Genomic DNA, 14,909 nt, shown 5'->3' with positions numbered 1-14,909 from the left:
ATCCGGGGATGTTCACACTTGTCGGCCGAAGTTTCGGCCGACAAGTGGGAGGTTCACCGGATATCCGGGGATCCCGCCGGCCCGAGCACCCTCACCCCGCGCGACGTCAGCGCGAAGCCGACCCGCACGTCGTGGGGCTCGGCGGGCACGGCGAGCCCGACCTCGTCGTCGTACAGCACCACGGCGACGGGGGTGCCGGGGGAGACGCGGGGCAGGGCACGGTCGTAGCACCCGCCGCCCTGGCCGAGCCGCGCGCCGGACAGCGAGACCCCGGTGCCCGGCACGAGGACGACGTCGGCCTGCGCGATCGCCTCGCGTCCGAGGCGTGGCGCGGTCGGCTCGAGGAGGCCGCGCACCGCGGGCGCGAGGCCCTCACGACCGGTGTAGACGGCCCAGTCGAGGTCGAGCCCCGGCAGCACGACCGGCAGCAGCACGCGCTTGCCGGCTGCCGCGAGCGCGTCGAGCAGGAGGCCGGTGCCGGGCTCGCTGCCGACCGAGACGTACGCCGCGACGGTGGCGGCGGACCGGACCGGTTCCCACGCGAGCGCCACGTCGGCGACGGACGCCGCGAACCCCGCGGCGGCCTCGAGCGGGCGCCGCTTCCGGGCAGCCAGCACCTGGTCGCGCAGTGCGGTCTTGGCCGCCGAGTGTCCCGGTCCCACACCGGCAGCCTACGATCGAAGCATGGCAAGCAAGGGCAACCCGCAGGGCCTCGCGCTCGCGCGCGAGAAGATGCGCCAGGCCGGCGTGGACGACGTCGCGATCGACACGTTCGCGCACTACTACCGGCTCCTCGAGCACGGGGAGACCGGCATGATCGCCGAGAGCTCGATCGAGCCCCTCGACATGGAGTCGCTGGCCGACGTCGAGGTCGACGAGGCCGTCGCCGCGGAGGCCGTCCGCCAGACCGCGGTCATCAAGCTCAACGGCGGGCTCGGCACGTCGATGGGCATGGAGCGCGCGAAGTCGCTGCTGTGCGTGCGCCGCGGCCTGAGCTTCCTCGACATCATCGCCCGGCAGGTGCTGCACCTCCGCAAGGAGTACGACGCCACGCTGCCGCTGCTGTTCATGAACTCCTTCCGCACCTCGGCCGACACCATGGCCGCGCTGGCTCGCTACGAGGACCTCCCGGTCGAGGGCCTGCCGCTGGAGTTCCTGCAGAACAAGGAGCCCAAGCTCCTCGCCGCGGACCTGATGCCCGCGGCGTACCCGAAGCAGCCCGACCTCGAGTGGTGCCCGCCCGGCCACGGCGACATCTACACCGCGCTGCGCGGCACCGGCCTGCTGGCGCGGCTGCTCGACGCCGGCTACCGCTACGTCTTCGTCTCCAACTCCGACAACCTCGGCGCGGTGCCCGACGCGCGGGTGGCCGGCTGGTTCGCCCAGAGCGGTGCGCCGTTCGCCATCGAGGCCGTGCGGCGTACGCCCTCGGACCGCAAGGGCGGTCACTTCGCGCGCCGGAAGGCCGACGGCCGGATCGTGCTGCGCGAGTCCGCGCAGACGCTCGACGCCGACAGGGACGCGCTGGCCGACCTCAACCGCCACAAGTACTGCTCGACCAACAACCTGTGGTTCGACCTGCAGGCGATGGTCGACGCGCTCGACGCCCGTGGCGGCATCCTCGGGCTGCCGCTCATCAAGAACGTCAAGCACCTCGACCCGGCCGACAGCTCGACGCCGGAGGTCATCCAGATCGAGACGGCGATGGGCGCCGCGATCGAGGTGTTCGAGGGCGCGCTGACCATCGAGGTCGGCCGCGACCGCTTCGTCCCGGTGAAGACGACCGACGACCTGCTCGTGCTGCGCTCCGACGTCTACGACCTCGGCCGCGACTTCGTCCTCGACCAGGCCGGCGACGAGGTGCCGTTCGTGTCGCTGGACGGCCACTTCTACAAGCTGGTCGGCGACTTCGACAAGCGCTTCCCCGAGGGCGCCCCGTCGCTGCGGGAGGCCGAGTCGTTCACCGTCGAGGGCGACTGGACCTTCGGCAAGGGCGTGCGCGTCGTCGGCGACGTCGCGCTGGGGGCCTCGTCCGCGCAGCGCATCGAGGGCGGCACCGTGCTGAGCGAGCAGGACCCGGCCCAGGACGCCGATGGCTGACCTGCTGCCGGTTGCCGACTACGTCGAGCGCATCCTCGCGACGGTCTCCCCGCTGCCGGCCTTCCCGCAGCCCCTGATGGAGGCCCTCGGGCTGGCCCTGGCGGAGGACGTGGTCGCACCGATCTCGCTGCCGAGCTTCGACAACTCCGCGATGGACGGCTACGCCGTGGTCGCCGAGGACGTGGCCGGCGCGAGCGAGGACACCCCGGTCATCCTCCCCGTCGTCGGCGAGATCGGTGCCGGCCAGTCCTCGATCCTGGCGCTGTCGCCGGGCACCGCGGTGAAGATCATGACCGGCGCCCCGGTGCCGGCCGGTGCGACGACGGTGGTGCCTTACGAGTGGACCGACCGCGGCGTCGCCAGCGTGCGCATCGGTCGCGCCGCCACGCCCGGCCAGCACATCCGGCCGACCGGCGACGACATCACCGAGGGCGACATGCTGCTGGAGGAGGGCACGGTCCTCGGGCCGCGCCACCTCGGCATGCTCGCCGCCGTCGGTCGCGCGACCGTTCGCACCCGGCCCCGCCCGCGCGTCGTCGTCATCTCCACCGGCTCCGAGCTCCGCGACCCCGGTACGCCGCTGGGCCGCGACTCGATCTACGACGGCAACTCCTACCTCCTGGCCGCCGCCGCCCGCGCCGCCGGTGCGATCGCCTACCGCGTCGGCATCGTTCCCGACGAGACACACGCCTTCTCCGAGGCGCTGAGCGACCAGCTCGTCCGGGCCGACATCGTCGTCACGAGCGGCGGGGTGAGCGAGGGCGACTTCGACGTCGTCAAGGAGTCGTTGTCGCACCACGGGTCGATGTGGTTCGGCGGCGTCGGCATGCAGCCCGGCAAGCCGCAGGGCTTCGGCACCGTAGGCGAGGACGACACCCCGGTCTTCACCCTTCCCGGCAACCCGGTCTCGTCCTACGTCTCCTTCGAGATGTTCGTGCTGCCCGCCATCCGCCGGATGATGGGCAAGCTTCCCTACGTCCGGCCCGCGGGGCGCGCCCGGCTCACCCACGGCCTGTCGTCGCCGGAGGGCAAGGTGCAGCTCGTCCGCGGCCACTACGAGACCGACCGCGGCGGCACCTTCGTCTCGCCCGTCGGCGGCCACGGCTCGCACCTCATCGGGGACCTGGCGGCCGCCAACTGCCTCATCGAGGTACCGGCCGACACGGCCGCGATCGCGGCGGGCGAGATGGTCGCCATCCGCAAGCTCGACGAGGAGTTCTGATGGGTGACCCGCAGGGACGACTCACGCACGTGGACGAGCACGGCGCCGCCCGGATGGTCGACGTCGGGGACAAGCCCGTCACGACCCGTACGGCGTCCGCCACCGGCCGCGTGCTCGTCAGTCCGGCCGTCATCGAGCTGCTGCGCGGCGAGGGCGTGCCCAAGGGCGACGCGCTGGCGGTGGCCCGCATCGCCGGGATCATGGGCGCCAAGCAGACGCCCGCGTTGATCCCGCTGTGCCACCCGCTCGCGATCTCCGGCGTGACCGTCGACCTCGAGGTCACCGACGAGTCCGTCGACATCACGGCGACCGTCCGCACCACCGACCGCACGGGCGTCGAGATGGAGGCGCTGACCGCCGTCTCGGTGGCCGCGCTGACCGTCGTCGACATGGTCAAGGCGGTCGACAAGGCCGCGACCATCACCGACGTCCGCGTCGAGAGCAAGAGCGGCGGTCGCTCGGGGGAGTGGCAGCGATGAGCCTCCACGCGGCGGTGGTCGTCGCGTCCAACCGCGCCGCGGCCGGGACGTACGCCGACGAGACCGGGCCGCTGATCGCCGGCTGGCTGCGGGAGCAGGGGTTCGAGTGCGGCGACCCCGCCGTCGTTCCGGACGGCGACCCCGTGCGCGAGGCGATCGCCGCAGCCGTCGCGGCGGGTGCCCGGCTGGTCCTCACGACGGGTGGCACCGGGCTCACGCCCACCGACCGCACGCCGGAGGCGACGGCGCCGATCCTCGACCGTGAGGTGCCCGGCATCGCCGAGGCGATCCGCGCGGCCGGCGTGGCCAAGGGCGTGCCGACGGCGATGCTCTCGCGCGGCCTCGCCGGGATCGCCGGTCACTGCCTGGTCGTCAACCTCCCCGGCTCCCGCGGCGGGGTGAAGGACGGCCTCGGCGTCCTCGAGCCGGTCGTCCGCCACGCGGTGGAACAGGTCGTCGGGAGCGACCACTGACCACCTCGAGCCTCCGATCTCTCGCCTGCTGCGCGCCGCCATTCGGGCGCGTTGGCTGCGTTGGCGCGCACTCGACGGGCCTCCGGCCGGCCTTTGGCCCGCCGCCTTGCCACCACACCCGTCTGGCGCCGCTCGCGACGGCGTCGATCGGAGTCTCGAGGTGAACGCGGCTCCCGGGTGGCCCGCCCGGTTGGAGTCGCAGGGCGTGGTCGTCCGCGCTCTGCGCAGGTCCGACGCCGACGAGTGGCAGGCCGTGCGTGCCCGCAACCACGACTGGCTGCGACCGTGGGACGCGACCGTGCCGCCGGGTGCCGCGCCGCGCCCGTCGTCGTACAAGGTGGTCACCCGTTCCCTCCTGCACCAGGCCAAGCTCGGGCTGTGCCTGCCCTTCGTCATCGAGGTCGGCGGCCGCTTCGCCGGTCAGGTCACGGTGAGCAACATCGCGCGCGGCTCGGCGCAGTGGGGCTCGATCGGCTACTGGGTCGCCGCCGAGGTCGCCGGGCGCGGGGTCGCGCCCCGCGCGGTGGGCCTGGTGATCGACCACTGCCTCGGCCCGGTCGGGCTGCACCGCGTCGAGATCTGCGTCCGTCCCGAGAACACCAACTCCCTGCGCGTGGTGGAGAAGCTCGGTCTCGAGCAGGTGGGCTATGCCCCGCGCTTCCTGCACATCGACGGAGCCTGGCGCGACCACCGGATCTTCGCGGTCACCGCCGAGGAGGCCCCTGAGGGTGTGGTCGCGCGGCTCGAGGCACACCAGTCACAGCAGTAGTTCTGCGACACACCACTTGACATCCGCCCCGCTCACGCTCCCCGCTCCTACGCTTCGAGCGTGGACCTGAGCGCTCTCATCTTCGTCGCCCTTGCCGTGGCGTGGGCCGTCTACCTGATCCCCAAGGCCCTCAAGCACCACGACGAGGTCGTCCGCAGCCGTTCCGTCGAGAAGTTCTCCCACACGATGCGCGTCCTCGCCCGACGCGAGCCCGTCGACCGCCGCAACGCGCGCCTGGTGGTCTCGCCGATCCGCGCCGCGCTGCGCCCGCCGGTCGAGACGAAGGCCCACGCAGAGCCCGAGGTCGTCGCGGCGTCGGTCACCACGGAGGTGACCCGCGAGGTCACCGCCACCGTCTCCACGGCCCGTACGCCGTCGAGCCACGCGTCGCGTCCTCTGTCGCCGGTCGCCGAGCGGGCGGCCGCCCGCCGGGCCGCGAAGCGCCGCCGCAACGTCCTCGCCCTCGTCCTGCTCACCAACGCCGCCGTGGTCGGACTCGCTGTCGCGAACGTCGTCGCCTGGCCGTGGGTCGCCGCGCCGGTGGCCGTCCTCGTCGCCTGGCTGGTGGCATGCCGGCTCTCGGTGCGCGCCGAGCGCCGCCAGCGTGCACTCCGCTCCGCCATCGAGATCGGCGTGCCGCCGGTCGTCGAGGAGGAGCGCGACGACTCCGACCTCACCGGCGAGATCACGGTGACCCCGCCCCAGCCGCGCGTGCCCGACGCCCCCGCGGAGCCCGCGACGGCCTCGCCCGCGGCCGACGCCCCGGCCGTGGTCACCGGCGAGGTCCAGGTCGTCGGCGGCTGGGACATGGTGCCGACCACGCTGCCGACCTACGTCAGCAAGCCGGCCGCCCAGCGGCGTACGGTCTCTACGATCGACCTCGACTCCACCGGCGTCTGGTCGAGCGGCCACCACGACGGCGACTCCGCCATCGCCCGCTCGGCCGAGCAGTCCGCCAAGGCGGCACGCGAGGCCGGCGAGACCCGCCGCGCCAGCGGCGCCTGAGGACGACTCCGCCGGACGCGAGGGCGATTGGGTGGGCGTCGAACCGCTCGTGTATCTTGGCGTCGCGCCTTCGGGCGCATGGGGCTGTGGCGCAGTTGGTAGCGCGTCTCGTTCGCAATGAGAAGGTCAGGGGTTCGAATCCCCTCAGCTCCACCAAAAATGCTGGCCAGGGCAGGTGTCCGGGATCCTCACTCAGGAGGACCCGATGCCTACTCGGCACAAACTCGGCACTTCATCGCCGTTCCTCGCTCCGCGAGGGCCCGTTCTCGGGCACGCTCGACCCGGTTCGGACGGCCTCGCCCACCTCTCGGGCATGGAGACCACCACCGAAACACTCGACACCGTCCTGTCCCTGTCCGAGCTGGCCGCCCGCCTCGGCGTCACCGTCCAGACGATCTACGACCTGCGTAGTCAGGGCCGCGGCCCGCGCGGATTCCGCGTCGGCCGCGAGCTCCGCTTCCGTGTCAGCGAGATCGATGCCTGGCTCGCGCGCATGGAAGCGGCCGACGCCGCCCGGCATCCACAGGCGGCTTGGCCATGAGCGGTGGGCGACCGCGCACCGCGATCGGCACGTATGGCGCCGTCTACGTGATGCGCAGGGCAGATCGCTGCGTCGCCGAGACAAGATTCCGCGACCTCGACGGTCGACTGCGCAAGGTGACCGCCACGGCCGGCTCGGCCTCGGCCGCCAGGGCCTTGCTCAAGGAGCGCCTACTGGGCCGAGGCGGACTCGGCAGCGGCGGACAGCTCAGCCTGGCCAGTCCGTTCGGTCACCTCGCCGAACTGTGGCTGGCCGACCTCGACCTGCGCGACCTGGCCGACGGGACCAAGGAGAGCTATCGGGACCAGGTGCGATTGCACGTGCTGCCGGCGTTCGAGCACTTCACCCTCGGCGAAGTCACCACGGGCCGGGTGGATCGGTTCCTCACATCCCAGGCGGCGGTCTCGTCCTCGAGGGCGCAGCGCTCGCGCACCATGCTCAACCTGCTCTTCGGGTTCGCGTTGCGCCACGACGCCATCTCCCGCAATCCCGTCGAAGGGACCTCGCCTCTCCGCACGCCGAAGAACCAGCCTCAGGCACTCACACTGACGCAGATCGCTGCCATCCGCGAGGCCGCGGCCACTTGGCGCACGGACCCGGGCCAACCCGGGCCCAAACCCGACGGCCAGGTCCGGGACATCATCGAGGTCCTGCTCGGGACGGCCATGCGCCCTGGTGAGGTGCTGGCGCTGCGACCGTGCGATGTCGAGGACATGACGACCGGCATGGTCGTCGCGGTGACCGGAACCGTGGTGCAGCACAAGGGCAAAGGCGCCGTCCGCCAGGGGCGGCCCAAGACCGATGCGTCGATCCGACGGATCCCCGTACCGGGGTTCGCTGCCGCGGTGCTGCGACGCCGACTGGACGGCGTTCCGCCGGAGAGAACAATCTTTGCGAACCGAACCGGCGGGCCGCTCAGTCCCTACAACGTCCGGCGCACCTTCCGGGAGTTCCTGGTCGGTGCCGGTCTGGCGGACTCCGGGATCAGCCTGCGCTGGTACCGGCGAACCGGCGCGACGGTGGTCGCCCGCGGTCTGGGCAGCGACGCTGCCGCGGCGTTCCTCGGCCACACCTCGACGGCGATCACTGAGGGCCACTACATCGAACGCGATCAGACGGTCGACCTGATGCCAGCTGCTCAACTGGAGCGAACGCTGCGCCCGGTCAGCCCCGATGGGACCTTGCTGGGGCTGCCGGCGGCGGTCGGGGAAGAGGAGATCCTCGTAGCGGTCGATAGCGATTCCGACGTGGTGTGAGGCATTCGCGGCGGTTCGGGCGCCGCGGCCAGACCTGGCGGCCGAGGTCCAGAGAGTCGTCCAGCCCTGCCTCGGATCCTCCGGCTAGAGCTGCAGCATGCTTGGGGAGCCGGCGTCGCTACTCCGGTGAGCCAGCTCCGCGTGCAGCTCGACCCGAGAAGCGTCCGGCCCGGATGGACAAACCGATCGTCGGTCGCTCAGCCGCTGACGGACGGTCTGCACGAGGGGGTGCGCGTCCGCATTCAGAACCGGCCGGTATCGCGCGCGGACGGGGTGCACGAGTTTCCCGGAGGTGGCATCGAGCCGGGGCAGCTTGACCCGCTCCACGAAGTCGCCACGCTCGAATCCCTCCTCGACCACTGCCGCGATCCGGTCATCGATCCGCTCCGCGAGCATCCGGAATCCGGCCAGCGTCCGCGGCTCGATCACCGTGCTCCCGTCGATAGCTCTGAGGCGCACGACCACGTTGGCTGCCTCGCTCGCAGCTCGTCCGCCGCCACCGCTGATGCCGCCGATGTTTCGCAGGTGCCGCTGGATCGCCTCATAGGTGCCAGCTCGCTCGTCCCAGAACTGGACCTGGGCCGGCTCGGTGCGCCGGGCGAGCGGTGACAGGCGAGCCGAGAGCACTCGCTGGGAATCGACGACGAGCCGAAGGCGGAGCGCGTGAGGAAAGTGATCCAGCCCGGCCAACACGTTGTGCTCCGCCTGCAGGACGCCGAGCAGCCCGGCCGGCACACGCCCCCGCATCGGTCTGACGCGTGGCTGCCAACCGGCGGTGTCGAGGCTGTGGTCGGGCACCGTCAGATTGACGTCGAGGGCCGCCGCCAAGGCCGCCCAGCCAAGACTCGCCCCGTGCTCCAGGTGTGTCCAGCCTGAGACTCGGCGGTAGCGCCGGTCGAGCACGACAAGAGCCTGCGTGATGGCGGAGACGTCGCTCACGATGCCCGCCGCCTGCGAGGTCGTGATGATCTGACCCATCTGGTCGAGGTCGCCTTCGGCCAGCGCAGCCGCGCGGGCGACCTGTCGCCAGTGCTCCACGAGGTAGTTCTCGTGACGGCTGGTGAGCTGGTCCAGGGCTGCCGGGGTGACGCTCGACGAGTCCCGTGCGTGTGCGAGCGCTCGAGCGAGATCTCGGGCGGCACTTCGGTTGCCGCACGGCTCGAACGGGTTGGGGTTTCGTGGCGGGAGGTTCGTGAAGGACATGGGGATCGCGAGCTGCAGTGCGTTGCCGCACCACGCGAGCACGTTCTCCCGGTACTGCCGAACGAGGAGGACCTGGCCGGCCACGTGGTCGGCGGCACCGAACCTGCGCTGCACACGATGCAGCCGTAGCAGGTCCGTCATCTCCCGGCGGAGTGCGCTGCCGGATTCGCCGTACATCAGCCGAGGTCGCCCGCGAGGGCGTCGTCGAGCATGGCCAGCAGGACCTCGACCTGGAGCGACGTCAGCTGGCCGCCCGCGAGAGCGAGCAGGGAACGTCGTGCTGCGGTGACCGCGGTGCGCGGATCGTCGACGACGCCTTGCGACGAGCTCGGCGAGGTGTCCCCTGTGTACACATCGAGAGTCAGCAACACGCGCTCGTAGTCGGAGGCGGCATGAACACTCGATGCTTGATCGGCAAGCGAGCCCAGCGCCGCACGCGCGTTAGCCATCGCTGGCGCGGCTCCTCCGTGCATCGGCACCTCCGCTGTCTGGGTTGAAAGCGAGACTGCTGTACCTGTGTCGAGTGCGGTCGAGGCACCGGGGCGGCTTGTGGACGTCCCGGGTGCGTCGGTGCCTATCGCGGCGGTCCGGATCACGACGTGCCCGGCTCATCCTGGAACGAACGCACGCGTCGCCTGCGCAGCAGGTCGTGGCGGACGAACTCGTCGAAGTCGCGCTCGCGATCAGTGATCGCGACTTCGCGGTCCGACTCGCCCTCCGACTCTCCGGGCCAGGGCGTCCGTCGGGTCGGACGGTCACGGTCGAGGCGGGTGCCGCAAGTAGCCACCCAGTCACGTAGCCGGGTGCGAGCGTCGGCGAAGTCGCGTAGCCAGGCCATCGGCGCGGATGGTGGTGCGGTCTCGTCGTGGCAGCTCATCGTCGTGGTGTCCAACAAGGCGCTGACCGTGATGGACGGTCGGTGGCGCAGCCTCGACGGCCGCCCGGTGTTCGCTTGCGTCACGGGACTGTCAGCGCACTACAACGCCCTGCTGGCCGACCGACTCAGTCGAGGCATCGGCGTCGAATGGGAGCTCCGCCAACGCGGCGCCGACCGCAACCCGCAATGGGAGATCGCCGGCATCAGCGATGAGCTCATCGCAGAGTTCTCGAGCCGGACCCGCGAGATCGAGCTCAAGAAGGATGAGCTCATCGCCGGGTACGTCGCACGGCACGGTCGGATGCCGTCGCCCAAGGTCATCGTGGAGCTGCGCGCCCAGGCGACCCTGGCGACCCGCCCACCCAAGGAGGTCCGGTCGCTCGTGGACCTGACGGCCGAGTGGCGACGCCGCGCATCCGAGCGACTGGGTGTGGATGCGACCGCGTGGGCAGCAACGCTGCTTGGTGCTGGTGGGGCACCGCTCACCGTCGACGACGTTCCTCTGGCGGCGATCGAGGCGCTCGCCGCCGACGTCGTGGCCTCCGTTGAGGTGAAGACGGCTGTGTGGACCCACTGGAACCTCATGGCCGAGGCGTCGAAGCAGACGATGGACCTCCGCTTCGCAACGACCGCGGACCGCGAGGCGGTCGTCGCCATGGTGGTCGACGCAGCGCAGCGTCAGTCGGTGGCGCTGACGGCACCGGAGCTCGCGACCAGCCCCCTTCGCTTCCAGCGCGAGGACGGCACGAGCCTCTTCCGACCGCGGCACGCAGCCAAGTACTCCTCCACGACGATCGTCGAGGCAGAAGCACGCCTCCTGGGCCGCTCGGAAGCCACGACCGCACCGACCGTGCGCACGCTGGCGCGAGTGGTGAGGCATTCGAACGGTCGACTCAGCACTCAACAGCGGACCGCACTCGAGAGCGTCACCTCGTCCGGGCGGAACCTGGACCTGCTCGTTGGCCCCGCGGGCGCCGGCAAGACGACAACGATGCGCGCCCTTCGTTCCGCATGGATCGTCGAGCACGGGCAGGGGAGTGTGATCGGTCTGGCGCCGTCCGCGACAGCCGCCCAGGCCCTGGCCGACGACCTGGGCGTCGCCTGTGACAACACGGCGAAGTGGCTGCATGAGTTTGACCATGGACGGACGGACCTGCGCTCCGGGCAACTGGTAATCATCGACGAGGCCACACTCGCGGGAACGACCACACTCGACCGGATCACTGGCATCGCTGAAGGTGCCGGGGCGAAGGTACTGCTCGTCGGTGACCCGTACCAGCTCCAATCCGTCGAAGCCGGGGGCGCCTTCGCGCTCCTGGTCGACCGCCGCACCGACGCCCCGGAACTGACCGACATCCATCGGTTCGTGAACGACTGGGAGAAACACGCCTCCCTCGCCCTTCGTCGGGGCGAGGTCGAGGTCATCTCGACCTACATCCGCCAGAAGCGAATCCGCGAGGGACTGACCGACGAGATGCTCGATCGGGCTTACGAGTCGTGGCGGGCGGACTGCAGCGCCGGCAAGGCCAGCATCCTCGTGACCGAGTCATCACGCGCCGTTCGGAAACTGAACGAGCGGGCACGCGCCGAACGGCTGGTGGTCGACGGCGCCCTCGATGGTCGAGAGGTCCCGCTGGCCGCCGGCCACAGTGCCTCGATCGGAGATGTCGTCATCACCCGGCGCAACGAGCGCACCCTGCGAACCGCACGTGGCGGCTGGGTCAAGAACGGTGACCGCTGGCGGGTGGTCGACATCCGCCGCGACGGCTCGATGCTCGCGGACCGGCTCGATCCACGACGCCGGGACAAGACCGTCCTGTCAGCTGAGTACGTCGCCGAGTACGTCGACCTCGGCTACGCCGTCACCGCACATCGGGCCCAGGGCATCACCGTCGACACCGCCCACGTCGTCGTCACACCCTCGACGGCCAGGGAGAACCTCTACGTGTCCATGACCCGAGGCCGCGAGTCGAACATCGCCTACGTGGCTCTCGACCAGCCCGACGACAGCCACTCGACTCCCGAGCCCGGCGACGTCACAGCCCGCACCGTCCTCTTCGGAGTGCTCCAGCACAGCGGAGCAAGCATGTCCGCACACCAGACGATGGAGGCCGAGTACACAACCCACGGCGGCATCGATCGCCTCGCGGCTGAGCTCGAAACCTTGGCGGCAGACGCCCAACGAGACCGGTTCGTGGACCTCCTACGGCGGTCCGGTCTCACGCTTGAGCAGAACGAAGCGGTCGTCCAGTCGAGCGTGTTTGGCCCGCTCACCGCGTCCCTCCGTCGAGCTGAGGCGTACCACCTCGACCTCGAGCACGTGGTACCTCGCCTGGTCGCCCAGCACGCGCTGGACGATGCTGCCGACATCGCCGCGGTGCTGCGGTACCGGATCGAGCAGTCAGCCGCCTTCCGGCCCCAGGGCTGCCGGCTGCGCCCGCGCCTGATCGCCGGCCTCATCCCCCAGCCGTTGGGGGAGATGTCCGCCGAGGATCGCCAGGCGATCGACGAACGCACCGAGCTCATCGAGGCCCGGGCTCTCGCACTCGCGACGGCAGCTGTCGACGCAGGCGCATCCTGGGCCCGCCGACTTGGGAGTCCGCCGTCGGATCCGAAGGACTGGACGTCCTGGATGCTCGCCGCAGCCACAGTCGCGGCGTACCGCGACCGCTACAAGATCGAGTCTGATCTGCCCGTCGGGGGCGGAGGAGCCGCGCACGACGCACAGCAGGCCGACCGGCGGCGGGCGCAGTGGGCCGCCCGGGAGGCACAACGCCTGGCGGCCGGGTCCGGGACGGATCACACAGTCGCGACAACTGCAAATGCCATCTCAATCCCGTAGGTCTGCCCAGTGATCCGGTTTCCACAGGTAGAGGTCCATTCGTCGAGCCGGCGGCGGCCTGGCCTGTGACGGTGGTGTCCACCATTCCACGGGAGGTCCCGATGCTCATCCTGCTTGCGACACCGGTCATCGCGGCGGTCGCGTTCGTGCAACGAATCCTGAAGGCGGTCGCCCCGTCGAACGTGCTGATCACACGCGTCCGCCGAGCGGGGCCGAGCTGTAGGGGAGGCGCAACTCTCGCTGTGCTGGCGCTCTTGTTGCTCATGGCGTTTCGAGTTCTGACGTTGGCAATCTCCACTGGCGCGCCGGGCTGGTTGAACCTGCTCGTCCTTGTCCTCGCGTGGGACACGATCAAGTTCGCGGTGGCTTCCTGCCTCGAGGCCTTTGGCTACAAGCGCGCAGCCGGCGGCGCCAACCCCCGCTAGGCGTGGGGCCGCTCGCTGCGTTAGTCGGGCTGCCACGACAGGGCGAACCGCTCAACTGAGGCCCTAGAGAGCGACGGCAAGCGGTGGCCGACGTCTCTGCGTGCGATGCGGCCGTTCTCGGAGGCCTTTCTGATCGTCTTGATGGGGCAGCCAACGTAGGCCGCGGCGTCGAGCTGTGACATCCATGGTGCGATCGGGTCGTAGGTGAGGGCGTGCATGGCGTCTAGCGAGGTCCCGGCAGGCGCGATGGTCTGGCGGCCGTCATCGTGCCAGGCGAGGCTGATCCGGCCCGGGTCCATGACGCCGCCTTGGTGGTGTGTGCTTTTGGCGATGACGAGCGACTTAATCTGGCTGACGAGAATCTCCCGGCGCTGCTCGTCGGTGCTGCACAGCTCCCACACCTCGCTCAAGGTCCTCCCGAGGTCGACTAGGACCTGAGCGGACGTCTTACCGCTTCCGCTCCGCGCTCGCTTCCGGTCCTGTTTGAGCCGGATGAGTTCCTTGCCGAGCGCGCCGGCATCGGCGTCGTCGTGGGTGAGGGCTAGCGCGACCGCCGTGAGTTGCCGATCGATCTCGGCCAACTTGCGCGAGGCCAATTGGTCGCCCGGGACCATCCATGTGCGGCGGTGCATAGGCAGGGATCCGCGGTCCTGCAGCAACCTCTGCACGAGGTAGGCGGCGAGGGCGACATAGGCGATGGTCTGACCGCAGAGCCGGCACCTGAGGCAGAAGGCTCGCCCGGACCCGTAGCGGTTCAGCCGGGCGCTACAGGTGGCGCAGGTGGCGATCCGGGCGATGATCGGGGAGGTGCTGCGCTGTCGTGCTCGAGGGATGGCCGAGTGGTGTTCTTTGTGCGTGATGACGTGTTGGAGTCGTTCAAAGTCGTCGAGACTGAGGATCGCGTCGTCTGAAATGACCACCGCGCCGTTGTTGTCACGCAACACTTCAGGTCCGCGTTCTGCGCCGCAGAATCCTGGGTTGTGCGCCGTCATGCCAGCGTGCGCCGGGTTGCGCAGGATGGCGTTGACAGAGGTGTAGGACCACCGTTTCGCTTTACTGCCTCGCGGCAGAGGTGCACCAGCAGAGTCCAGCCACTTGGCGATGGCATAGACGGTGTCACCCCTTAGCGCACGCTCCGCCATCTGGCGAACCCACTCGATGCGCTGCCGGTCTTGCGCCCGCACCTTGCCGGGGCCGTCGGGGTGCCGGACTAGCTGCCATCCATACGGCTGACGACCACCGGCAGCGCGACCGATCGAGATGAGGTACTCCCGGGCAGCGCGTCGCCGAGACGACATTGCTGCGGCTTCCATCTCGCCGAATACGGCCAGCATCTGCGCGAAGGCCCGGCCCTCGCCGGTCGTCATGTCGATGTTCTGATCCACGCAAACGATCGCCGCGTCACGCGCCTGCAACACCTCGTCGGCTTGCAGGAAGTCGATGACTCGCCGCGCGAGCCGGTCGACCTTCCATACGACGACCGCCTCGAAGTGCGTCTCCGTGGCCAAGAGGGCTTGCCAGGCAGCGCGCTCGGCCGGCTTGTTGTAGGTGGCGGACACCCCTTCGTCCACGTACTCCCCGACAACCTTCCAACCTCGAGCAGCCGCGTACTTGCGGCCCGATGCGAGCTGGCGGGCCACCGACACAGACTGTTCGGTCGCTACAGAGATCCGCGCATACAAGACGGCACGTTCGATCATGCCGCACAGTAGGCGCG

Annotated in this window: 15 protein-coding genes and 1 tRNA gene; 11 read left to right on the top strand and 5 right to left on the bottom strand. The window is 70.3% G+C overall.

The window, feature by feature from the left end; translation table 11 throughout:
- Positions 1-53 precede the first annotated feature (53 nt).
- On the bottom strand, positions 54-662 hold the full coding sequence (locus ACFQW6_RS10485; protein ID WP_378544255.1) for a 5-formyltetrahydrofolate cyclo-ligase: 609 nt from the start codon (positions 660-662) through the stop codon (positions 54-56).
- 22 nt (positions 663-684) lie between these two features.
- On the opposite strand from ACFQW6_RS10485, the gene ACFQW6_RS10480 reads away from it, so the two are divergent.
- The 9 genes from ACFQW6_RS10480 (at position 685) to xerC (ending at position 7,845) form a co-directional block, all read left to right on the top strand.
- Positions 685-2,100 carry a UTP--glucose-1-phosphate uridylyltransferase gene (locus ACFQW6_RS10480; protein ID WP_378544252.1) on the top strand — a complete coding sequence of 472 codons (1,416 nt, stop codon included), beginning with the start codon at positions 685-687 and terminating at the stop codon, positions 2,098-2,100.
- Positions 2,093-3,322, top strand: a complete 1,230-nt coding sequence (gene glp, locus ACFQW6_RS10475) for a gephyrin-like molybdotransferase Glp (RefSeq protein ID WP_378544249.1) — start codon at positions 2,093-2,095, stop codon at positions 3,320-3,322. Before ACFQW6_RS10480 ends, glp begins: the two co-directional genes overlap by 8 nt.
- Positions 3,322-3,801: a cyclic pyranopterin monophosphate synthase MoaC gene (moaC, locus tag ACFQW6_RS10470; protein ID WP_378544246.1), complete on the top strand. Its 480-nt coding sequence runs from the start codon at positions 3,322-3,324 to the stop codon at positions 3,799-3,801. Before glp ends, moaC begins: the two co-directional genes overlap by 1 nt.
- Entirely contained in the window at positions 3,798-4,274 is a 477-nt protein-coding gene (locus tag ACFQW6_RS10465; RefSeq protein ID WP_378544243.1) for a molybdenum cofactor biosynthesis protein B, read from the top strand. The genes moaC and ACFQW6_RS10465 overlap by 4 nt, the downstream gene beginning before the upstream one ends.
- Positions 4,275-4,434: 160 nt before the next feature.
- On the top strand, positions 4,435-5,043 hold the full coding sequence (locus ACFQW6_RS10460) for a GNAT family N-acetyltransferase (RefSeq protein ID WP_378544240.1): 609 nt from the start codon (positions 4,435-4,437) through the stop codon (positions 5,041-5,043).
- 60 nt (positions 5,044-5,103) lie between these two features.
- Positions 5,104-6,048, top strand: a complete 945-nt coding sequence (locus tag ACFQW6_RS10455; RefSeq protein ID WP_378544237.1) for a hypothetical protein — start codon at positions 5,104-5,106, stop codon at positions 6,046-6,048.
- Positions 6,049-6,128: 80 nt separating this feature from the next.
- Positions 6,129-6,204: transfer RNA gene (locus ACFQW6_RS10450), tRNA-Ala, on the top strand.
- A gap of 157 nt (positions 6,205-6,361) precedes the next feature.
- Complete coding sequence (locus tag ACFQW6_RS10445) at positions 6,362-6,589, top strand: helix-turn-helix transcriptional regulator (protein WP_378544234.1); 228 nt, start codon at positions 6,362-6,364, stop codon at positions 6,587-6,589.
- Positions 6,586-7,845 carry a tyrosine recombinase XerC gene (gene xerC / locus ACFQW6_RS10440; RefSeq protein WP_378544231.1) on the top strand — a complete coding sequence of 420 codons (1,260 nt, stop codon included), beginning with the start codon at positions 6,586-6,588 and terminating at the stop codon, positions 7,843-7,845. The genes ACFQW6_RS10445 and xerC overlap by 4 nt, the downstream gene beginning before the upstream one ends.
- 84 nt (positions 7,846-7,929) lie before the next feature.
- Here the strand turns inward: xerC and ACFQW6_RS10435 are convergent, their stop codons facing one another.
- The 3 genes from ACFQW6_RS10435 to ACFQW6_RS10425 all read right to left on the bottom strand — a co-directional run bounded on the left by ACFQW6_RS10435 (position 7,930) and on the right by ACFQW6_RS10425 (position 9,886).
- Positions 7,930-9,225 (bottom strand): hypothetical protein, encoded by a 1,296-nt coding sequence (locus ACFQW6_RS10435; RefSeq protein WP_378544228.1) that lies wholly within the window; start codon positions 9,223-9,225, stop codon positions 7,930-7,932.
- Positions 9,225-9,401 carry a hypothetical protein gene (locus ACFQW6_RS10430; RefSeq protein ID WP_378544225.1) on the bottom strand — a complete coding sequence of 59 codons (177 nt, stop codon included), beginning with the start codon at positions 9,399-9,401 and terminating at the stop codon, positions 9,225-9,227. Before ACFQW6_RS10430 ends, ACFQW6_RS10435 begins: the two co-directional genes overlap by 1 nt.
- 239 nt (positions 9,402-9,640) lie before the next feature.
- Complete coding sequence (locus tag ACFQW6_RS10425; protein WP_378547614.1) at positions 9,641-9,886, bottom strand: hypothetical protein; 246 nt, start codon at positions 9,884-9,886, stop codon at positions 9,641-9,643.
- Here ACFQW6_RS10425 and ACFQW6_RS10420 point away from each other — a divergent pair.
- Complete coding sequence (locus ACFQW6_RS10420) at positions 9,819-12,767, top strand: AAA family ATPase (RefSeq protein WP_378544222.1); 2,949 nt, start codon at positions 9,819-9,821, stop codon at positions 12,765-12,767. The two genes, ACFQW6_RS10425 and ACFQW6_RS10420, sit on opposite strands and share 68 nt — an antisense overlap.
- A gap of 101 nt (positions 12,768-12,868) precedes the next feature.
- On the top strand, positions 12,869-13,192 hold the full coding sequence (locus tag ACFQW6_RS10415; protein WP_378544219.1) for a hypothetical protein: 324 nt from the start codon (positions 12,869-12,871) through the stop codon (positions 13,190-13,192).
- Between the two features lie 20 nt (positions 13,193-13,212).
- On the opposite strand, the gene ACFQW6_RS10410 is transcribed toward ACFQW6_RS10415, so the two are convergent.
- A complete protein-coding gene (locus ACFQW6_RS10410) occupies positions 13,213-14,892 on the bottom strand; it encodes a recombinase family protein (RefSeq protein ID WP_378544216.1) in 1,680 nt (559 codons plus the stop codon).
- Positions 14,893-14,909 lie beyond the last annotated feature (17 nt).

The organism is Nocardioides sp. GCM10028917, from assembly GCF_042666175.1.
Taxonomy (GTDB): Bacteria; Actinomycetota; Actinomycetes; order Propionibacteriales; family Nocardioidaceae; genus Nocardioides.
This window is presented reverse-complemented; position numbering and strand designations above follow the sequence as displayed.

Bases quoted from the DNA above. Each gene is read 5' to 3' on its own strand.
- ACFQW6_RS10465 (WP_378544243.1), top strand. From the start codon at position 3,798: ATGAGCCTCCACGCGGCGGTGGTCGTCGCGTCCAACCGCGCCGCGGCC.
- ACFQW6_RS10435 (WP_378544228.1), bottom strand. From the start codon at position 9,225: ATGTACGGCGAATCCGGCAGCGCACTCCGCCGGGAGATGACGGACCTG.
- ACFQW6_RS10410 (WP_378544216.1), bottom strand. From the start codon at position 14,892: ATGATCGAACGTGCCGTCTTGTATGCGCGGATCTCTGTAGCGACCGAA.
- ACFQW6_RS10415 (WP_378544219.1), top strand. From the start codon at position 12,869: ATGCTCATCCTGCTTGCGACACCGGTCATCGCGGCGGTCGCGTTCGTG.
- ACFQW6_RS10445 (WP_378544234.1), top strand. From the start codon at position 6,362: ATGGAGACCACCACCGAAACACTCGACACCGTCCTGTCCCTGTCCGAG.
- ACFQW6_RS10480 (WP_378544252.1), top strand. From the start codon at position 685: ATGGCAAGCAAGGGCAACCCGCAGGGCCTCGCGCTCGCGCGCGAGAAG.
- ACFQW6_RS10425 (WP_378547614.1), bottom strand. From the start codon at position 9,886: ATGGCCTGGCTACGCGACTTCGCCGACGCTCGCACCCGGCTACGTGAC.
- glp (WP_378544249.1), top strand. From the start codon at position 2,093: ATGGCTGACCTGCTGCCGGTTGCCGACTACGTCGAGCGCATCCTCGCG.
- xerC (WP_378544231.1), top strand. From the start codon at position 6,586: ATGAGCGGTGGGCGACCGCGCACCGCGATCGGCACGTATGGCGCCGTC.
- moaC (WP_378544246.1), top strand. From the start codon at position 3,322: ATGGGTGACCCGCAGGGACGACTCACGCACGTGGACGAGCACGGCGCC.